Annotated in this window: 20 protein-coding genes; 3 read left to right on the top strand and 17 right to left on the bottom strand. The window is 35.6% G+C overall.

The window, feature by feature from the left end; translation table 11 throughout:
- The first annotated feature begins 65 nt into the window (after positions 1–65).
- Both A6I66_RS06190 and A6I66_RS06185 read left to right on the top strand, forming a co-directional pair.
- Positions 66–644, top strand: a complete 579-nt coding sequence (locus tag A6I66_RS06190; RefSeq protein ID WP_067146731.1) for a hypothetical protein — start codon at positions 66–68, stop codon at positions 642–644.
- Positions 645–864: 220 nt separating this feature from the next.
- Entirely contained in the window at positions 865–1,374 is a 510-nt protein-coding gene (locus tag A6I66_RS06185) for an acyl-CoA thioesterase (protein ID WP_067146729.1), read from the top strand.
- Positions 1,375–1,399: 25 nt separating this feature from the next.
- Here the strand turns inward: A6I66_RS06185 and A6I66_RS06180 are convergent, their stop codons facing one another.
- The 8 genes from A6I66_RS06180 to A6I66_RS06145 all read right to left on the bottom strand — a co-directional run bounded on the left by A6I66_RS06180 (position 1,400) and on the right by A6I66_RS06145 (position 9,236).
- On the bottom strand, positions 1,400–2,188 hold the full coding sequence (locus A6I66_RS06180; RefSeq protein ID WP_067146727.1) for a leucine-rich repeat domain-containing protein: 789 nt from the start codon (positions 2,186–2,188) through the stop codon (positions 1,400–1,402).
- 172 nt (positions 2,189–2,360) lie between these two features.
- Positions 2,361–2,714, bottom strand: a complete 354-nt coding sequence (locus A6I66_RS06175; RefSeq protein ID WP_067146725.1) for a hypothetical protein — start codon at positions 2,712–2,714, stop codon at positions 2,361–2,363.
- A gap of 20 nt (positions 2,715–2,734) precedes the next feature.
- Positions 2,735–3,964: a murein hydrolase activator EnvC family protein gene (locus tag A6I66_RS06170; RefSeq protein ID WP_067146723.1), complete on the bottom strand. Its 1,230-nt coding sequence runs from the start codon at positions 3,962–3,964 to the stop codon at positions 2,735–2,737.
- Positions 3,965–4,732, bottom strand: coding sequence for a DUF4292 domain-containing protein (locus A6I66_RS06165; RefSeq protein ID WP_067146721.1), 768 nt, complete (start codon positions 4,730–4,732; stop codon positions 3,965–3,967).
- Positions 4,732–6,093, bottom strand: a complete 1,362-nt coding sequence (locus A6I66_RS06160) for a tetratricopeptide repeat protein (protein WP_067146719.1) — start codon at positions 6,091–6,093, stop codon at positions 4,732–4,734. The genes A6I66_RS06165 and A6I66_RS06160 overlap by 1 nt, the downstream gene beginning before the upstream one ends.
- Before the next feature lie 117 nt (positions 6,094–6,210).
- Positions 6,211–7,230, bottom strand: coding sequence for a sugar phosphate nucleotidyltransferase (locus tag A6I66_RS06155; protein WP_067146716.1), 1,020 nt, complete (start codon positions 7,228–7,230; stop codon positions 6,211–6,213).
- A 109-nt stretch (positions 7,231–7,339) separates the two neighbouring features.
- Positions 7,340–7,774, bottom strand: a complete 435-nt coding sequence (dut, locus tag A6I66_RS06150; protein WP_067146714.1) for a dUTP diphosphatase — start codon at positions 7,772–7,774, stop codon at positions 7,340–7,342.
- A complete protein-coding gene (locus A6I66_RS06145) occupies positions 7,764–9,236 on the bottom strand; it encodes an oligosaccharide flippase family protein (protein WP_067146711.1) in 1,473 nt (490 codons plus the stop codon). The genes dut and A6I66_RS06145 overlap by 11 nt, the downstream gene beginning before the upstream one ends.
- Positions 9,237–9,621: 385 nt before the next feature.
- Here A6I66_RS06145 and A6I66_RS06140 point away from each other — a divergent pair, with 385 nt between their 5' ends.
- On the top strand, positions 9,622–12,198 hold the full coding sequence (locus A6I66_RS06140) for a T9SS type B sorting domain-containing protein (RefSeq protein WP_067146709.1): 2,577 nt from the start codon (positions 9,622–9,624) through the stop codon (positions 12,196–12,198).
- 134 nt (positions 12,199–12,332) lie between these two features.
- Here A6I66_RS06140 and atpG read toward each other — a convergent pair whose 3' ends face one another.
- The 9 genes from atpG to A6I66_RS06095 form a co-directional block, all read right to left on the bottom strand.
- A complete protein-coding gene (gene atpG / locus A6I66_RS06135) occupies positions 12,333–13,193 on the bottom strand; it encodes an ATP synthase F1 subunit gamma (protein WP_067146707.1) in 861 nt (286 codons plus the stop codon).
- Between the two features lie 78 nt (positions 13,194–13,271).
- Positions 13,272–14,852 (bottom strand): F0F1 ATP synthase subunit alpha, encoded by a 1,581-nt coding sequence (atpA, locus tag A6I66_RS06130; protein WP_067146705.1) that lies wholly within the window; start codon positions 14,850–14,852, stop codon positions 13,272–13,274.
- A gap of 59 nt (positions 14,853–14,911) precedes the next feature.
- The gene (gene atpH, locus A6I66_RS06125; RefSeq protein ID WP_067146703.1) at positions 14,912–15,448 is read right to left on the bottom strand and encodes an ATP synthase F1 subunit delta; all 537 of its coding nucleotides are present in this window, start codon (positions 15,446–15,448) and stop codon (positions 14,912–14,914) included.
- Positions 15,449–15,455: 7 nt separating this feature from the next.
- On the bottom strand, positions 15,456–15,956 hold the full coding sequence (locus A6I66_RS06120) for a F0F1 ATP synthase subunit B (RefSeq protein WP_067146702.1): 501 nt from the start codon (positions 15,954–15,956) through the stop codon (positions 15,456–15,458).
- A gap of 103 nt (positions 15,957–16,059) precedes the next feature.
- Positions 16,060–16,248, bottom strand: a complete 189-nt coding sequence (gene atpE, locus A6I66_RS06115; RefSeq protein WP_004569351.1) for an ATP synthase F0 subunit C — start codon at positions 16,246–16,248, stop codon at positions 16,060–16,062.
- Between the two features lie 39 nt (positions 16,249–16,287).
- Positions 16,288–17,409 (bottom strand): F0F1 ATP synthase subunit A, encoded by a 1,122-nt coding sequence (atpB, locus tag A6I66_RS06110; RefSeq protein ID WP_394331374.1) that lies wholly within the window; start codon positions 17,407–17,409, stop codon positions 16,288–16,290.
- Positions 17,410–17,547: 138 nt separating this feature from the next.
- The gene (locus A6I66_RS06105) at positions 17,548–17,922 is read right to left on the bottom strand and encodes a DUF6168 family protein (protein WP_084399524.1); all 375 of its coding nucleotides are present in this window, start codon (positions 17,920–17,922) and stop codon (positions 17,548–17,550) included.
- Positions 17,915–18,157 carry an AtpZ/AtpI family protein gene (locus A6I66_RS06100; protein WP_067146698.1) on the bottom strand — a complete coding sequence of 81 codons (243 nt, stop codon included), beginning with the start codon at positions 18,155–18,157 and terminating at the stop codon, positions 17,915–17,917. The genes A6I66_RS06105 and A6I66_RS06100 overlap by 8 nt, the downstream gene beginning before the upstream one ends.
- Positions 18,120–18,533, bottom strand: coding sequence for a bactofilin family protein (locus tag A6I66_RS06095; RefSeq protein ID WP_067146696.1), 414 nt, complete (start codon positions 18,531–18,533; stop codon positions 18,120–18,122). Before A6I66_RS06095 ends, A6I66_RS06100 begins: the two co-directional genes overlap by 38 nt.
- Positions 18,534–18,535: the final 2 nt, after the last annotated feature.

Raw genomic sequence — 18,535 nt, 5'->3', positions numbered from 1 at the left:
TAAAATAAATTATCACCTACTAAGTCTTACTTGAATTTAAAAAACCAATAAACAACCTTAAAATCATGAGAGATTATAAAAAACGCTTAGAAAAACCACGCAATAAAATTGTAAGTGGTATGATGTACTTACTACCCCTGTTTGTTTTATTTATAGTTATTGAAAAATTTTGGTACAAAATAAAGCACATTGGAAAATTCATCGCTCACAATTTACATTTAGATGCTTTCCTTGGTAAATATTCCATAACCTTAACCACAGGTTTATTAATACTACTTATTTTTTACATTTTTGGCTACTTGGCAACCTTACCAAGATTTATGAAGTTTTACAATTGGTTTGAAGCCATGTTATTGGACGTTATACCTGGCTATTCAAAGTATAAATCAGATTTAGAGAATAAAATAAGTCCGAAACCAGATACGCGTATTCCCGTATTAGTAAATACAACTTTAGGCAATAAACCAGGCCTTTTAGTGGATGAAAAAGAAACAAGTTCTGTGGTATTCTTTCCCAGCACAACAAATCATTTAGAAGGAGAAGTTGTCGTAGTAAACAATCAAATGGTTCAAAAAATTGATCTTGATGCGAAAACACTACTAGGCATTATGAAAAAGCAAGGAAAAGGACTGCCTATTACGTAAAAAGTCAATTGAAGACTTCTACTTTATCTCTCCCCTTTTAATAGATGTAAGTTATCAATCAATATTTTGTTATATATCAAAAAAATTAACACTTCTAGCAGGCTATTATTTAAACAATTTAGGTCTAACAATTAAATGTTATTAAAAGTGAGGCTTCAATACAGTAAAACTTCCAAAAATCACATAAAACGCAGTACCTTTGAGCTTTAATTCAAAAATAATGACAGCTAAAGCTCCTCAAGAATCCAGAACGATAATGACCGATTTGGTTTTACCAAGCGAAACCAACCCCTTAAACAACCTGTTTGGAGGCGAGTTATTGGCTAGAATGGATCGTGCTGCTGCTATTTCGGCAAGACGCCATAGTCGTAGAATTGTAGTAACGGCTTCGGTAAACCATGTCGCTTTTAATAGCGCTGTCCCTTTAGGTAGTGTAGTAACAGTAGAAGCTAAAGTTTCTAGAGCTTTTAGAACGTCTATGGAGGTTTTTATTGATGTATGGATTGAAGATCGCGAATCGGGTGCACGAACAAAAGCCAATGAAGCCATTTATACTTTTGTAGCTGTAGACGAAACCGGAAGACCAGTAGCTGTACCAGAAGTCGCTCCAGAAACCGATCTGGAAAAAGAACGCTTTGCAGCGGCTTTACGCCGAAAACAACTTAGTTTACTTCTTGCTGGAAAAATAAAGCCTCAAGACGCTACGGAGCTCAAAGCTTTGTTTGAATAAAACAAGAAGATTTCTAAAGTCTATTTTAGCGTGAAAGATAAGCATCTGGATGCTCTAGCCTAACGAGGTTTGGCATGTTTTCAAAAAGCTGCTTAGCAGTTTCTACAGGTATTTTTGTGTCGTATAGACTGAGCTCTTCAAGATTATTAAGCTTACTCAAACTTTCTGGAAACGCTGTAATAGTACATCCAGACAAAACAAGTTGTTTTAATTGACTTAGATTTTTAATTTCCTCTGGAATGGATGTTATGCCATCTGAACTTACAGCTAAATATTCTAAAGTTTTTAATGAACAGATATTTACCGGAAACGTGCCCAATTGTGTTTGAGAGACATTTAAGGACGTTAAACTAGTTAAGCCAGAAACATCTTCTAAAAAATGCGTAATAGGATTTCTAAATAAATCTAATTCCTTTAAATGCGAAAAGGTACCTAATCCTTCTGGAAGATTAGTTAAGTGACCGTCATCTACTTTTAGCTGTTCTAAAAGATTTAACTTACCAATAGCGTCGGGCAGTTTTTTAATAGGATTACCACCTAAACTCAGTGTTTTTAGTTGAACTAAAGTACCCAATGCTTCTGGCAAACTTTCTAACTGATTGCCTCCTACATGTAATGTTTTTAAATGAGATAATGCGCCGATCCAATCAGGAATAACGGTTAATTTATTATTTTGAAGCGAAAGTATTTCTAAATTTAAGCAGGCTTTAATTTTAGGATTGAGCTCTTTTAAATGTTTAGAATCAAGGTTCAATTCCACAAAATCAAGGGGCGATTTTGTAATTTCTCTAATGGATGTACTGGATTTTGGCATGAGCTTAGATTATTCTTTACTATAAAAATACATAAAAGAAGGTGAATAAATTAATCCTTATTACGTCATTTATATAGTACTTACATAAATATGTTGCTTAAGCAAAATTGGTGAATTCACCCTAAATTCAAATTCGGCTCTAACCCTTAAAAACGTCAGAACCAAAAACAGTTTACTTAGTACTCGTATTTAAAGTGTCATCTACAGGTTTTCCTATATCATCTATTAATTCAGCAGGGTTTGAATACTCCTTTTGCCATTTCTTTTCTAAATATTTATAAAGCAAATAGCAGCTTAATATCCCAAAAGGAAGCATCAAAATACCTAATAAGCTATCATTCACACTATCAATAGCACCTGGAGACATTAATTCAAAAAGGAGCACTATTATAAATCCGCATACAATAATACCACCATAATAAGTTATCACGCCCAAAATAGCATAGCCCCATTGGCTTTTGTTATGAGTCTCGGCCAATTTATAAAAATATTTTCCTATCCAGTAGAGTAATACTAATCCTAACATAAATTATTTTATTATGGTGTTTACATTTTATAAATCCAACTCGCTGGATTTTCGGTATCGCGACCTTTGGAAAGTATAAAACTTAAAATGGTTTCACCATTGCTTGGGTTGGTTGCCACCTCACCTATTTCTTGCTTGGTAACGACCTTATCGCCTTTTTTAACATAAACCTTCGACAAGTTTTTATAGATGGTTAAGTAATTACCGTGACGAATCATCACGATAGGGTTTACGTGTTTCATCCTTAAAATTTCACTCACTTCACCATTAAAAACAGCACGTACTTTAGCGCCTTTAGAGGTCTCAATACGCACACCATTACTTTTTATAGTTAATGAATTATCGATGGGATGACGCTGTGTACCATAACCCAAACGTACCACACCACGTTCTACAGGCCAAGGCAATTTCCCACGGTTAGCCATAAAATTAGAAGCTAATACCTTTTCTTCGGCTGTTAAAGCAAAACTTTTTGAACTCGTGGTTTTACCCGCTTTCGCATTCGATTTTGCAATGGCTTCCTTAATTAAACGGTCTATTTCTCGGTCAATTCTATCGGCTTCACGCTGCTTTTCTTTAATTTGAGAAGCGTATAACGACAAGTTTTTCTTGATGGACTGCATCAAAACTTGATGATCTTTACGCTCTTTTTCTAATGATTTTTGAGTAATTCTATTTTCAGCAATTAAAGCCTTTTTCTCCTCTTGCTGTTTTAACAACTTCATATTCGTTTCTTGAAGTTCGTTTGTCTTATCTTTTATCAACTCGCCTTGCTTCTTCTGGTAATTAGAGTATTGCTTGATATATTGAATACGCTTATAGGCCTGTTTAAAGTCTTCCGAAGACAATAAAAACATGATACGGCTTTGCTGATTTTTACTTTTATAGGATTTCACTATCATAGCAGCGTAGTCTTCTTTAAGCTGCTTTAATTCGTCTCGTAATTCGGAAATGTGTTTCTGATTGTTATTAATTTCCCTAGACAACAAATTAGCCTGCTGATTGGTAACTTTAATCAGGTTAGAAAGTACATTGATTTTATAATTGAAATCTTCAATTAACGATAGCTCCGATTTTTCCTTAGATTTATGCTCGATGCGCAATTCGTTAATTTTCTGAATTTCTCGGCGTAATTCTTGCCTACGCGATTCCAACTGTTTTTGCTTATTATTTTGAGCAAAACCAACAAGATTGCAAAGCAAAACAAAGCCTAGAAAAAGGGTTTTATATGTGGCAGGTAATCTTAGCATTTATAGCTCAATTTTTTTAAATCCTGAAGGTATTTTAAACGGAAATCTAAAATCTTCATTTAAAGTCACATTTTTAAATTCTAAGTCGATAATGGTTTCTTCATTAGCCTCAACAGCCATTACTTTAATGCGCTGCGGAAAATTTTGATTTTCAACCAACTGATAGGCTTCGTAATCGACCTGCAAATGACGAAATTCTGATGGTTGTGAAATTTGTTGTGAGGTCACTTTGAAGGTTTTCGGACTTAATAAAAAGAAAATCTCAAACAAAGCTTGCTGCTGTTTAGGTTGAACCACGTAAGCACCATCGGCAACCGAAGCCGTATAATCATTCGAGGTTAAATCAAAAATCGTTTCTCCAAACAACAGGTTTTGAACCTTCTGGAAATCAAAGTCAGTACCCAACAACTTACTGATATATTGATAATCACCATCAAAATACGTGTTATCTAATTTATTGTAAAAACTGAGCCTGTCGGGGGTAATCATAGCTCTAATCACCGAAAAAGGCGCATTTATCCAAATCACTTCATCTTTTTTAGCGCGTAATGTCACCGTATAGGTTTGTGATTTTCCTTGTTGGGTAAAGCCAATTCGAAGTTTGGACTGCAAGGTTTTAAACTGAGCCTCCTGATCGTTATTTACTTTTATTAATTGCTTCGTGGATAGTTTTAAGTTTTCTTCTCCCGGTTTTATAGATTTTACCGACTTGCAATTAAACAGTAATAAAAGCATGAAACTTAAACTGATATATACAGATTTACGCATTAATTTGAGGATTGAATTTGTTTGGCTTTATCACTATATATTTTCGCTTTGGCTGTATTGTTTAACATGGTGTAGGCTTTACTCATTTCTGAATAAAAATCGATTTCCATTTGAGAATCTTCTATAATAAAATCCAGCCCCATTTCTAATGAAGACAAGGCTTTTTTAGGTTGATTTAAAGCATTTAAAGACACGCCATTTATCAAATAAAATAAGGGTTGTGCGGGGTATTTTTGTAAAGACTCCTCACTTTTTTCCTTAGCCAAATCATACTTTTTTAAATCGATATATAAAAGCATCACATGACGTAGGGTATTGAAATTATTAGGTTCTAAACGCAGTGCAGTTTCAAAATACGTTAAGGCCTTTTCATTTTCATTTTTAGACAAATAATACTGTCCCAATTCCATAACCGTTTTACTACTGTTGGAATCGCTAACCAGGGCAGTTGCTTCAATTAAATCGGGTTCATATTCCGGATTATTTTGCACAAAGGCCATAAAATCGGTAAGCACCTTCATTTTGGCATCAGGCTTAATTTCATTGCTCTGAACCACAATTTTCATCGACTCTACCGCCTTATCTGTGTCATTATCATCCAGATAAAATTTATATAAAGCCAAATGCACTAGTTGCGAATTCGGATTTATTTTCAACAATTCCTTAGCCGTTTCAAACGCCTTTTCTTTTTCGTTACTTTCACTGTATCGGAAAATTAAAGCCAAATAATTAGATTCTTTTTCAGGGTTATTTTCAACGCGGGCTTCTAAATTTTCTATCTGATCCTTTTTTCTGCCGGAAGCTTCATAAATACGGTTTCGCATGATATCCCGACTCATCGAAATGCCAAATTCGGCATCCAATTCATCTAATATTTCTAAAGCATCATCATATTTTTCAGTTCGCGCATAAAGGGCGGCTAAATCTTCCTTATAATCGGGATGGTATTTAACCAGCTGTTTAACGGTTTTAATGGCTTTATCATGTTCGTTTTGGGCAGCATAATAGCCATACAATTCATCTAAATACCATTCATTATCAGGATCTTTATCTACCGCCTTTTTTAAAGCATCTTCGGCAGCACCAAAATTTTTAAGATGATTATAGCATTTACCCAATTCAAAGTAAATCACAGGAACCGACTTATCAATTTTAATACATTTTTCAAAGGCTTCAGCAGCTTTATCGTAGTTTTCTATGCCCTTTTGCTTTAGGCCTTCAAAAAAGAATTCTTGAAATTCATCTTCCCTATTACCTAAATCGTCATCTGGTTTTTTATTAAAATCTACTTGGGCATAGTTTACCTGCGGAAACCATAGCATTCCGAAAAGCAAACAAAGGATGTAGATTTTATTTTTCATTTTTTAATATACTATTTTATTTGGGCGTTACCCAAGGGTCGGGCTTTCCGCTATATCTTTTTGCTTTAATGGCAAAAAGGATGCCGCTGCAATCCCTAACGCAGTGGTCTGAATCTATTATTCTAAAACAGAATAATCACCAATACTAATGCTAGTAAATTCCCCGTTATATTTTACATGATTACCAATCATAGCATTATCCAAATTCGCATTTTTAATACTTGTATGACTTTGTATTAAGCTGTTTTTAATGGTTGCGTTTTCAATAACACTATCGTTTCCAATAGACACAAACGGACCAACAGTAGCATCTTTGATAACGACATTATTACCGATAAAACAAGGTTCAATAATATTAGCATTTTCTAATTTGGCTGAAGTAGCTACTAACTGTTCGTCACCATCAGCTTTTAAAAATCCTAACATACGCTGATTCGTTTCAACGGTAATGGCTTTGTTTCCGCAGTCCATCCACTCATCAACGGTTCCTGTTTTAAATATTTTCCCATCGGCCATCATACGTTTAATACCATCATTAATTTGGTATTCGCCTCCGTTCATAACGTTCTCATCTAGGATTTCTTGTAATTTATCTTTTAAAACAGCTACATCCTTAAAATAATAAATTCCTATAACCGCTTGATCGCTAACAAAGGTTTCTGGTTTTTCAACCAATTCAACAATTTCCTGATTGTCATTTAATTTCACGACACCATAAGCTTCTGGATTATCCACTTGCTTGGTCCAAATCACACTATCAGCACTAGGATCTAAATCAAATTGTGCACGAATCAACGTATCGGCATAAGCAATAACGGCAGGCCCTGAAAGCGATGGTTTAGCACACATAATAGCGTGGCCTGTTCCTAATGGTTTGTCCTGACGATAAATGGATGCTTTAGCTCCTAGACTTTTAGCTAAATCTTCTAAACTAGACACCACATCGTCACCAAACCAAGCTGGATCACCTAAAACAAAGGCAATTTCATCTATGGGTTGTTTTAAAACTTTAGCGATGTCCTTTACCAACCGATGAACAATAGGTTGTCCTGCAACTGGAATTAATGGTTTTGGTACGGTTAAACTGTGTGGTCTTAAACGAGATCCGCGTCCCGCCATTGGTACTATTATTTTCATACTGCCCCTCTTAATCTCCCCAAAGGGGAGAAACTATTATGTTTAAATTATTTTTATTTTTTTTATCCCCTTCTGAGTTTTCCCCTTTGGGGAATTAAAGGGGCTATTATCACTTCACCCCGGTACTTCCGAAGCCACCTTCGCCACGATCGGTTTCGGTAAGGCTTTCTACAACCTCCCATTCGGCGCGCTCGTGTTTCGCGATAACTAATTGTGCGATACGCTCGCCATTTTGAATGGTAAAATTTTCATGAGAAAGATTAACTAAAATCACCCCTATTTCACCACGGTAATCGGCATCAATGGTTCCTGGCGCATTTAAAACGGTAACCCCTTTTTTAGCGGCTAAACCACTTCTTGGGCGCACTTGTGCTTCATAGCCCACTGGTAATTCAATAAATAAACCGGTCCCTACAATACTACGCTCTAGAGGTTTTAAAACTCTTGATTCTGATAAATTTGCTCGTAAATCCATCCCTGCGGAAGCCAAGGTTTCGTAGTTTGGCATCTCATGATTGGATTTGTTTATAATTTTAATCTTCATGCTTTCTTATTAAAAGTTGCTTGATTACTTTTTGTTCTGAATAATATACGACACCCAAAAATACAATTAACATTGAAACTCCGATCACATAATTACCTCTAAATTCATAGAACGATAATAACGACAAGATGATGGAGCTGCCCATATATACCCCTATTTTTTTAAGATTATACGGTATAGGATAGTATTTTCTTCCGAAGTAAAACGATAAAAACATCATAGAAGCATAGGCTGCTAATGTGGCGATTGCCGAGCCGCGATAACCAATAATAGGAATGAGCCAAAAATTTAAAATTAAGGTCACCAACGCCCCGAAAATAGAAATATAAGCTCCAAAACGGGTACGGTCTGTAATTTTGTACCACACCGAAAGGTTATGATATATTCCTAAACAAAAGTTTGCTATTAGTACTAGAGGTACAATCCACATGGCTTCCCAATAACCTTGACCACGAACGATAATTACTTTTAAAAGGTCCACAAAAACAATAGCTCCTAAAAGAATGATAGAACCAAAAATGACAAAAAACTCTAAAATGAGCGCATAATTTTTTTGCGGATTTTTGGCTTTAGCATGACTAAAGAAAAAAGGCTCAATACCCAACCTATATGCCGTAGCAAATAAAGTCATAAACAAGGCTAATTTATAACAAGCTGAATACAGACCAATTTGAGTTTTAGCGATATCGGCTGGTAAAAGATGATTTAATAAAATACGATCGAAAGTTTCATTAATTGAAAAAGCAACACCAGCAATTAATACAGGGACGGCATATTTCATCATACTTTTCCATAAGGTGAGATCGAATTTATATTTTAAACGTGCATAAAAAGGCAACATAATTAAAAGGGTGATGCCGCTTGCTATAACGTTAGCAATTAGAATATAGCTCACGCCAAAATTAGGGATGTATAAACTTTTAAATATAACACCTTTAGCAGCCAAGTTTTTTAAAGCTAATAAGAAGAATATATTCAATCCAATATTCACAATCACATTAAAAATCTTAATTATAGCATAGCGGGTAGGCTGCTCGTTTGCTCTAAGCCAAGCGAATGGAATAATCACTAGGGCATCTAAAAGTAAAATCCAAAACACATAGGATACATAGCGCTCCTTGATCTCTATAAATTCGGCAATATAACCTTTGAATAGAAACGCTATAGCGAAAAATCCGAATGAAGAAAGTATGAGTGATATGGAAACGGTACTAGTAACGATAGACTTATCGAGGTCTTTATTAAAAAACCTAAAGAAAGCGGTTTCCATCCCATAAGCCAAAACCACATTAAAAAGTACGAAATATGAAAATATAACCGATACTTCACCATACTCGGCAACAGAAGATAGCACCCCCTTAGTGGTGTATAAAGGCACTAATAAAAAGCTGAGCATTCGAGGTAAAACCGTAGCTAAACCATAAATGAATGTTTGTTTGAATAAATTTTTGAGTCCTCCCAAACAGATTATATTTAGATGGCTAAAAGTACACAAATTAAATCAAAATCATCAATTCTGAGGAATTATGTAAGCGGAAAAAGTCATGATGGTAAATGGTTTTTCATCCTGCATACGTCATTTAAATACATTCATTAAAAAAGCGCTTTTTAAACCATATTAACGAATTTTCTTCCAAATGTTAGTTTTTGTCTAGTTGAAAAACCTCTTTAAATCTACAATTATCCATTAATTTGACAGATTACTTAATTAAGTCTTAAAATTTTCACCAAAATTTTATCGATAAGGTAATATAAAACCTGTATAGGTTAGATTTTAGTCAGCTGCCTTTAAGGCTTTTAATTAATATCGTTTTTTAAAACATTTAGACATGCCCCAAATTCTAAAAATGAGAAAAACATTATGTTCTTCTTTATTCTTTTTTATAAGTATATTAAGTTTACATGCCCAACTAGGCTTCTGTGGAGGAAACTCTGGCGCTCCAATTTTTATTGAAGATTTCGGTACAGCACCATCATCTGCCACACAACACATTCCTTTACCCCCTCCTGGAACCACCAATTACACCTTTTTAGGTAACCCACCTACTCCGTTTGGTGATGGGAAATATACCGTTACTAATATGAACTATCAACAATTTAATTGGTTTAACACTGAAGACCATACAACGGGGGACACCAATGGCCGCATGCTGCTCGTAAATGCAGATTTTGTAAAGGGTGAATTTTTTAATTTACGGGTAACTGGGCTTTGTGAGAATACCACCTACGAGTTTTCCTCATGGGTTCTTAACTTAACGCCACGTGATGACTTGCACGGAGGGAGCTATCCAAACCCTTGTAACGTTAGTTTTGAAATATGGGATAGTACAGAAACCATCATAATTAAATCGGGAGATACTGGCGACTTTTATGGAAGCTTATTGGGAGAACCTGGCAAATGGGAACAATATGGTCTCGTTTTCCAGACTCAAGCCGGACAAACCGAAGTGGTTTTAAAGATGGTAAACAACGGTATTGGAGGCTATGGTAACGATTTAGCTATCGATGATATCGTATTTAGAAGTTGCGGGGATTCTATTACTGTTACCGATGGAACAAGTGATCAAGTCGATGTATGCCCTGCTAATTTACCTTATAGCACCACCATTACAGCGGTTCCAGATCATGCTGTTTTCAACAGTCACTTTTATCAATGGGAAGAAAGTAGTGATGGTACAAACTGGACAGATATCTCAGGCTCAACCTCTGAAGATTTAAATGTATCGGGTATAACTACCGCTATGTATTACCGCGCCAGAGTTGCAGAACATGCTAACAATTTAAACAATTCAAATTGTATTTCGTATTCTGACACTTTTCAAATAAACATACAAACCACAACACCGCCTACAGGATTAGAATGTTGGGAAACGGCCACACTTGACCCAGCAACATGTACATGGACGATTACAGGTACGCAACCTGCACAACCTACTAATTTAGAATGCTGGGAAACGGCAACCTTTAATAACACAACTTGTGCGTGGGACGTTTCTGGAACGCAACCTGCGCAACCTACTAACCTAGAATGCTGGGAAACGGCTACTTTCAACAACACAACCTGTGCGTGGAACGTTTCTGGAACGCAACCTGCGCAACCTACTAATTTAGAATGTTGGGAAACAGCTACTTTCAATAACTCAACATGTGCGTGGGACGTTACTGGTACGCAACCTGCACAACCCACAAACCTAGAATGTTGGGAAACAGCTACTTTCAATAACACGACTTGTATGTGGGATATTACAGGGGCTCAACCTGCATCACCTACGAATTTAGAATGCTGGGAAACAGCTACCTTTAATAACACGACTTGTTCTTGGGACATTACTGGAACGCAACCCGCTCAACCTACTAATTTAGAATGTTGGGAAATAGCTACTTTCAACAACACAACTTGTATGTGGGATGTTACTGGAACCCAACCTGCGCAACCTACGAATTTAGAATGCTGGGAAACGGCTACTTTCAATAACGCGACTTGTGCATGGGACGTTTCTGGAACACAGCCAGCGCAACCTACTAATCTAGAATGTTGGGAGACGGCTACCTTTAATACTACTACTTGTTCGTGGGACGTTACTGGAACGCAACCTGCGCAACCTACTAATTTAGAGTGCTGGGAAACGGCTACTTTCAATAGCACAACATGTGCGTGGAACGTTTCTGGAACGCAACCTGCACAACCTACTAACCTAGAATGCTGGGAAACGGCTACTTTCAACAATACGACTTGTTCGTGGGATATAGAAAGCACTATCGTAACAGAAACTTATGACGCCGATTTATGTACAAACGAATCTGTTATTTTAACAACAAACAACAACGCAAGTGGTTCAAGCTTTTTGTGGAGTACCGGTGAAACCACAGAAAGTATCACTGTAAATCAAGAAGGCCAATATAGCGTTGATATAACTGAAAGCGGATGCTTGTCTAGAAAAGCTACTTTTACAGTAACTAAAATCGATCCTCCTGTAATTGATAAGGTGGAGTCGCAAAAAAGCGATATTGTTATTTACATGTCTAATTCAGGTAATTATTTATACTCCATAGACGGCGGACATAGTTTTCAAAGCCAAAACATTTTTTACAGCATGCCTTCTGGCGTTTATAATATTGTGGTTAAAAATGATACCTGCGATACCACTAGTTCATTTGAACATTTACACTTTGAAATTCCCAAATTTTTTACTCCTAACAACGATGGATATAATGACACTTTCGAATTAAAAAGTAGCACCAATATCCTTATTAATGAAGTCTCTATTTTTGATCGCTTTGGGAAACTCTTAAAGCACAGCAAAAGTGATTCATTTTCATGGGATGGTACTTACAACGGAGAATTACTGCATTCGGATGATTACTGGTATGTTATTATCGTAAACAACACCACCTATACTGGGCATTTTAGTTTGAAACGCTAAACAGAATTAAAAACAATTTTGAAACGCTTTAAAGTTTCACTTATTGAATAAGCGTTCAACTCTAAAAACAAAAAAACCTCACATTTTGTGAGGTTTTTTAATGTATGTTTGAAACTAATGTTAGTTTCTAGAATTTAGTTATTTAAGGCTTCAGCACCACCAACAATCTCAAGGATCTCGTTAGTAATAGCGGCCTGACGTGCTTTGTTGTAAGTCAATTTAAGCTGATCTCTTAGCTCGGTAGCATTGTCGGTTGCTTTATGCATAGCCGTCATACGAGCACCGTGCTCACTAGCAAATGAATCTCTAATACCTCCGTATAACTGAGTTTTTAAAGATTTTGGTATTAATTGCTCAATGATTTCTTCTTTTGAAGGTTCAAAAATGTAAAAAGTATCATTATCAACTTCGCCTTCAACAGGAACAATTGGCAAAAATTGTTCGGTTGTTACGATTTGAGTCGCGGCATTTTTAAACTTGTTATAAACGATTTCAATTCTATCAAACTCACCTTCAACAAATTTCTCCATTAAAGACTCCGCTATAACAGCTACATTCTCGAAAGTTAAATCGTCGTAAACATCACTTTCGTTAGCTATAACACGGTTGGTTTTTTTGAAAGCGTCATTAGCCTTCTTACCAACAGCAACATAAGATACTTCTTGGTTCGCATATTTCTGAGAAGTTAATAGGTTAACCTCTTTAATAATATTTGAATTAAAAGCACCTGCTAAACCTCTGTTAGAAGTAATCGCTACAATAAGCACTTTTTTTAACTCACGTTGTTCAGAATATTTGCTTTCAGAATCAGCATCTAAAGTAGCACTTAAACCTTGTAAAAGTTCAGTTAGCTTATCTGAATAAGGACGCATTCCAGTAATAGCATCCTGAGCCTTCTTTAACTTTGCAGCCGATACCATTTTCATGGCACTGGTAATCTGCATGGTTGAAGATACTGAAGATATTCTGTTACGTATTTCTTTTAAATTTGCCATAAAACAAGTTATGAGTTATGAGTTTAGAGTTATGAACCATCATTTAAGAACTCATAACTCTAAACTTTGAACTTTATACTATTTTTTATATTGTGCTGATAAATCTTTTGCTACAGCTGTTAAAGTATCTGTAACTTCATCAGTTAATTTTCCAGATTTTAAAGTTGCTAAAACACCACTGTGCTTAGAACGTAATAACTCTAAAAAGTTTCTTTCAAATTCTTTAACTTTTTCAACTGGCACATCTCTTAACAGGTTTTTAGAACCTGCATAGATAATTGCAATTTGATCTTCTACAGTAAACGGATCGTTTTGTGCCTGTTTTAAGATTTCAACGTTACGTTTACCTTTTTCAATTACATTTAAAGTTACAGCATCTAAATCAGAACCAAATTTCGCGAAAGCTTCTAACTCACGGAATTGTGCTTGATCTAATTTTAAAGTACCTGATACTTTCTTCATTGATTTAATCTGAGCGTTACCACCAACACGAGATACCGAAATACCTACGTTAATTGCTGGACGTACACCAGAGTTAAATAAATCACCATCTAAGAAAATTTGTCCGTCGGTAATCGAAATTACGTTTGTTGGAATATAAGCTGATACGTCACCCGCTTGTGTTTCAATAATTGGTAAAGCTGTTAAAGATCCACCACCTTTCACGATAGGTTTTAAGGTATCTGGAAGATCGTTCATATCTTTAGCGATTTCATCGTTATTGATTACTTTAGCTGCACGCTCTAATAAACGCGAGTGTAAGTAGAAAACGTCACCTGGGTACGCCTCACGTCCTGGTGGACGACGTAATAATAAAGATACCTCACGGTAAGCTACCGCTTGTTTAGATAAATCATCATAGATAATTAAAGCTGGACGACCAGTATCTCTAAAATACTCACCAATTGCAGCACCCGCCATTGGCGCGTAAACTTGCATTGGAGCAGGATCGGAAGCATTTGCAGCTACAATAGTTGTATAAGCAAGCGCTCCTTTTTCTTCTAAAACTTTAGCAATATTTGCTACTGTAGAAGCTTTTTGTCCCACAGCAACATAAATACAATAAACAGGCTCACCTGCATCGTAGAATTCCTTTTGATTTAAGATAGTATCGATACAAACTGTTGTTTTACCAGTTTGACGGTCACCAATAACTAACTCACGTTGTCCACGTCCCACAGGAATCATGGCATCGATAGATTTAATACCAGTTTGTAATGGCTCGGTAACAGGCTCACGATAAATAACACCAGGAGCTTTACGCTCTAATGGCATTTCGTAAGTTTGACCAGAGATAGGACCTTTACCGTCTATTGGAGTACCCAAAGTATCAACAACACGACCAACAATACCTTCACCTACATTAATAGAAGCGATACGTCCTGTACGTTTTACAGTAGAACCTTCTTTAACACCTACAGATCCTCCTAATAATACAATACCAACGTTATCTTCTTCAAGGTTAAGTACGATACCTTCTAACCCGCCTTCGAATTCTACTAACTCACCATATTGTGCGTTAGACAATCCGTAAGCACGTACAATACCATCACCTACAGTTAATACAGTTCCTACTTCATCCAATGAAGCACCTGCCTCAAAGCCTGAAAGTTGTTTTTCTAAGATTGCTGATATTTCAGCTGGTTTTACTTCTGCCATCGTTATTTAGTATTAGACTTTAGATAGGTGATGTTGTCTACCACGTATCTAAAAACTTTTTAATTTAATGTAAATTCTCTTTTTAATTTGTTTAACTGATTTGCGATACTTGCGTTATACTGCAAATCACCTACACGTAAGATGAAACCACCAATAATGCTTTCATCGATAATATTTTTAATTTCAACATTTTTTCCAGAAAGCGCTTTAGCTTTTGCTAAAACTTGCTGTTCTAAATCTGCTGTTAAAGCTACTGCAGTAGTTACTGTAGCGTGTTCTATACCGTTTAATTCATCAAATAACTGGCTGTATTTTAAAGCCACTTGATCGAAAATATTGATTCGGTTATTTTTGATTAAAACATCAATTAAGCTTAACACATCCTTACTAGCTGTATTAAACACTTCTAATAAAACCGATTTTTTTACTGAAGACGGTACTACAGGACTTTGAAGCATGTCGCTTAAGTCTTTACTTTCTGCAATCGTATTAGTGATAAGCTTCATATCATTATTTACAACCTCGGCTGTACCTTGATTTGATGCCACATTTAATACTGCTTTAGCATATCGTATTGCTGCTCTTGCTCCTGCCATTATGCTATTAGTTTAATGATTTTTCAGACAGCATGGTTTCCACCAATTCTAATTGCTTGTCATTGCTAGATAATTCTTTACGCACCATTTTTTCGGCGATTTCTAAAGATAAATCGGCTACTTGCTTTTTAAGCTCTACCATAGCAGTTTTCTTTTCGCTTTCAATAGCAGCTTGCGCTTGCTCTATCATTTTGTTCGCTTGAGATTCAGCTTCACCTTTAGCGTCTTCAATCATTTTAGTTTTAATATCACGTGCATCTTTTAATAAAGTTTCACGCTCTACTCTGGCCTCTTGTAATAACTTTTCGTTATCGGCTTGAAGATTTTCTAATTCTAATTTTGCATTTTGAGCGGCATCTAAAGCATCTTTGATTCCGTCTTCTCTAGTTTGTAAAGAATCTAAAATAGGTTTCCAGGCAAACTTTCTCATTAATACAATTAAGATTAATAAGATGATGGCTTGCATAAAAAACAATCCTGGAGAAAAATCATTTAACAACTGATCCATGTGTAACTATATAATAAGTTTAACTTTTTTTTTGTTTAATTTTAAAAACAGCTTCTGTAACCAACCGTTACAGAATGCTGCTTCTACTTTGTTTCTTGCAGGATTATTTACCTAAGATTAACGCACCAAATGCTAAACCTTCTAATAAAGCTCCAATAATGATCATTGCAGTTTGGATTTTTCCAGCTGCTTCTGGTTGACGAGCAATACCTTCCATTGCTTTTCCACCAATTTGACCTAAACCGATACCACCTCCGATAACGATTAAACCTGCTCCAATTAAATTGTACATACTAATTGATTTTTAAAATATTAATTAAACAAATTCTTATTAATGATGGTCATGTTCTTCAACAGCCATACCTATAAATAACGATGATAACATCGTAAAAATAAACGCTTGTAAAAAGGCCACTAAAATTTCAATGACCATAATAAATAATGATAATACCAACGACATTCCTGTAGAAGCTACAGGGCCAAAGGCTTGTTTCATCGTAATCATTAAAGCAATTAAGCTCATAACTACGAAGTGTCCTGCTGTAATGTTGGCAAATAAACGTACTAGAAGCGAGAATGGTTTAATTAATATAAAACCAACAAGTTCTATTACCGCTAATATCGGACGTAATATTACTGGTACTCCTGGCATCCATAAGGTGTGTGCCCAGAAATCTTTACTACCACTAAACATATATATAACTAAGGTAAAGATCGCTAAACATGCTGTTACAGCAATTTGACCTGTTACGTTAAATCCAAATGGCGTTAAGCCCAGTAAATTCAATATCCAGATGAAAAAGAATACGGTTAACAAAAAGGACATAAACTTTCTGTATTTCTTCTCACCAATATTCGGACGTGCAATTTCGTCACGCACATAAATTACCAACGGCTCTAAAGCTCTAGAAACACCAGTTGGTATAGGTCCTTTTTTGTATGCTCTAGCAAGAGACACAAACATTAGAAGCATTAAAACCCCTGTTAACAACATCCCGAAAACACTTTTAGTAATAGAAAAATCTAAAACCTTATGTGCATTTTCAGCATGATGGTGATCATCAAAAGCTACAGCTTCTGCCCCAGCTTCCAACTCGTATATTTTACTGTGAATTTTTGTTAATTTAACACCACCTTTTTCTACGATAACTTGACCGTTATCATCGTGATGAAATTCTGAAGACATAAAAGTTTTTAACCCTTCACTAGTCCAAACAATAACTGGCAACGGAAAACCAACATGTTTTCCCGTTTCATTATTGGTATACAAATGAAAATCGTGTGAATCTTTTAAGTGATGCGCAATATAATCTTTAATTTCTTCTGGAGAATCTACTTTATTCCCCTGCTCATCATGTTGATTGCCATGCTCTTGAGTATTTGCAAAGCTCGAAACTGAAGTCATCAATAAAACTAAAATTGCAATAAACTTGGTAGTTTGTTTTACTAGCATCATATTTTTATAAACTAATGAAAAATTACGCTTTCTAAAATTTTGTGCAAATGTACATAATAATTTAAAAAGGCAAGCGGTTTTTTATAATTAGTATTTATAGTTATCTAGAATTAGCAACTCTAAGCTTTAAAGCACTTATTTTTGGTTATTTAACAATCTTGCAACACCGATAGCTTCGGCTATTAAAAAAAGAAATAACGGCACCACTAAAGCCAAGCGTTCTGGGCGCGTTAAAGCCTCATTTTCGAACACCGAACTTTTAAAAACAAACACAAAAATTCCGATTTTAAAAAGCATTAAAGCCAAGTAAGCATAACCTGCTTGATTAGGTAACGTATGCGATACACCCTCGATACACACATACACTATAAAAGCCGCTACAGCATGATACAAATAGACCTCCCAAAGCTCAAAAGCCATCGGTTGGGTTATAAAATAACTATGCGCACTTAATGAAATCGCAAAAAGCAGCAGTATGCATAATGCAAAAACGAGAATTCTTTTAATCATTCTTATCGTTATTTGTGATATTAAGGACTTGCCTAATAACAGAAAACATTGCTAGAAAAACAGCTAGCAATGTTATGATTTTATAATATAATTGATTGGTGTTTCCTAATTTAGAATCGACCCAACCACCTAACAGACTACCTAAATAAATGGTTAACCCCATTTGTAATGCTATGGAAGTAAACCTTACGTATTTATTAAGCTGATTTTTCGGCTTTTGATTTTTGTTGTCCATGTTGAGATCCTATTCCTGTGCCATTCATAGAACAGGTTACATTAAATGTAGCGCCTGGCTCGACAGCTAATTTTCCTGAAACCACTTCACCTTCAATACGTGCTGAAGACTTTAGTGTTAATGTGCCAGACAAGGTTAATTTCCCTGAGAAGCTCCCTTCAAAGTACGCATCGGTACCATCTAGAGTTCCTTTTATTAATCCTGATTTACCAACGACTACTTTTCCTGTCGTTTTTATATTACCTTCAATCGTACCATCGATTCTAAAATCACCTTCACTGGCTAAATCACCAACTATTTTTGTGCCTTGTGCTATTAAATTCTGACTTGATCCGCCTTCTGCCATGGTTTTTTCTTTTTTATTATCTGAAAACATAA

Origin of the sequence: Pseudotamlana agarivorans, from assembly GCF_001642835.1 — a bacterium.
GTDB lineage: Bacteria > Bacteroidota > Bacteroidia > Flavobacteriales > Flavobacteriaceae > Pseudotamlana > Pseudotamlana agarivorans.
The sequence above is the reverse complement of the archived record's forward strand: the minus strand, read 5'-3'. Positions and strand labels throughout refer to the sequence as shown.

What these genes read in the sequence shown, in the direction of transcription:
- A6I66_RS06190 (WP_067146731.1), top strand. Translation starts at nt 66, where the DNA reads ATGAGAGATTATAAAAAACGCTTAGAAAAACCACGCAATAAAATTGTA.
- A6I66_RS06185 (WP_067146729.1), top strand. Translation starts at nt 865, where the DNA reads ATGACAGCTAAAGCTCCTCAAGAATCCAGAACGATAATGACCGATTTG.
- A6I66_RS06180 (WP_067146727.1), bottom strand. Translation starts at nt 2,188, where the DNA reads ATGCCAAAATCCAGTACATCCATTAGAGAAATTACAAAATCGCCCCTT.
- A6I66_RS06175 (WP_067146725.1), bottom strand. Translation starts at nt 2,714, where the DNA reads ATGTTAGGATTAGTATTACTCTACTGGATAGGAAAATATTTTTATAAA.
- A6I66_RS06170 (WP_067146723.1), bottom strand. Translation starts at nt 3,964, where the DNA reads ATGCTAAGATTACCTGCCACATATAAAACCCTTTTTCTAGGCTTTGTT.
- A6I66_RS06165 (WP_067146721.1), bottom strand. Translation starts at nt 4,732, where the DNA reads ATGCGTAAATCTGTATATATCAGTTTAAGTTTCATGCTTTTATTACTG.
- A6I66_RS06160 (WP_067146719.1), bottom strand. Translation starts at nt 6,093, where the DNA reads ATGAAAAATAAAATCTACATCCTTTGTTTGCTTTTCGGAATGCTATGG.
- A6I66_RS06155 (WP_067146716.1), bottom strand. Translation starts at nt 7,230, where the DNA reads ATGAAAATAATAGTACCAATGGCGGGACGCGGATCTCGTTTAAGACCA.
- dut (WP_067146714.1), bottom strand. Translation starts at nt 7,774, where the DNA reads ATGAAGATTAAAATTATAAACAAATCCAATCATGAGATGCCAAACTAC.
- A6I66_RS06140 (WP_067146709.1), top strand. Translation starts at nt 9,622, where the DNA reads ATGAGAAAAACATTATGTTCTTCTTTATTCTTTTTTATAAGTATATTA.
- atpG (WP_067146707.1), bottom strand. Translation starts at nt 13,193, where the DNA reads ATGGCAAATTTAAAAGAAATACGTAACAGAATATCTTCAGTATCTTCA.
- atpA (WP_067146705.1), bottom strand. Translation starts at nt 14,852, where the DNA reads ATGGCAGAAGTAAAACCAGCTGAAATATCAGCAATCTTAGAAAAACAA.
- atpH (WP_067146703.1), bottom strand. Translation starts at nt 15,448, where the DNA reads ATGGCAGGAGCAAGAGCAGCAATACGATATGCTAAAGCAGTATTAAAT.
- A6I66_RS06120 (WP_067146702.1), bottom strand. Translation starts at nt 15,956, where the DNA reads ATGGATCAGTTGTTAAATGATTTTTCTCCAGGATTGTTTTTTATGCAA.
- atpE (WP_004569351.1), bottom strand. Translation starts at nt 16,248, where the DNA reads ATGTACAATTTAATTGGAGCAGGTTTAATCGTTATCGGAGGTGGTATC.
- atpB (WP_394331374.1), bottom strand. Translation starts at nt 17,409, where the DNA reads ATGCTAGTAAAACAAACTACCAAGTTTATTGCAATTTTAGTTTTATTG.
- A6I66_RS06105 (WP_084399524.1), bottom strand. Translation starts at nt 17,922, where the DNA reads ATGATTAAAAGAATTCTCGTTTTTGCATTATGCATACTGCTGCTTTTT.
- A6I66_RS06100 (WP_067146698.1), bottom strand. Translation starts at nt 18,157, where the DNA reads ATGGACAACAAAAATCAAAAGCCGAAAAATCAGCTTAATAAATACGTA.
- A6I66_RS06095 (WP_067146696.1), bottom strand. Translation starts at nt 18,533, where the DNA reads ATGTTTTCAGATAATAAAAAAGAAAAAACCATGGCAGAAGGCGGATCA.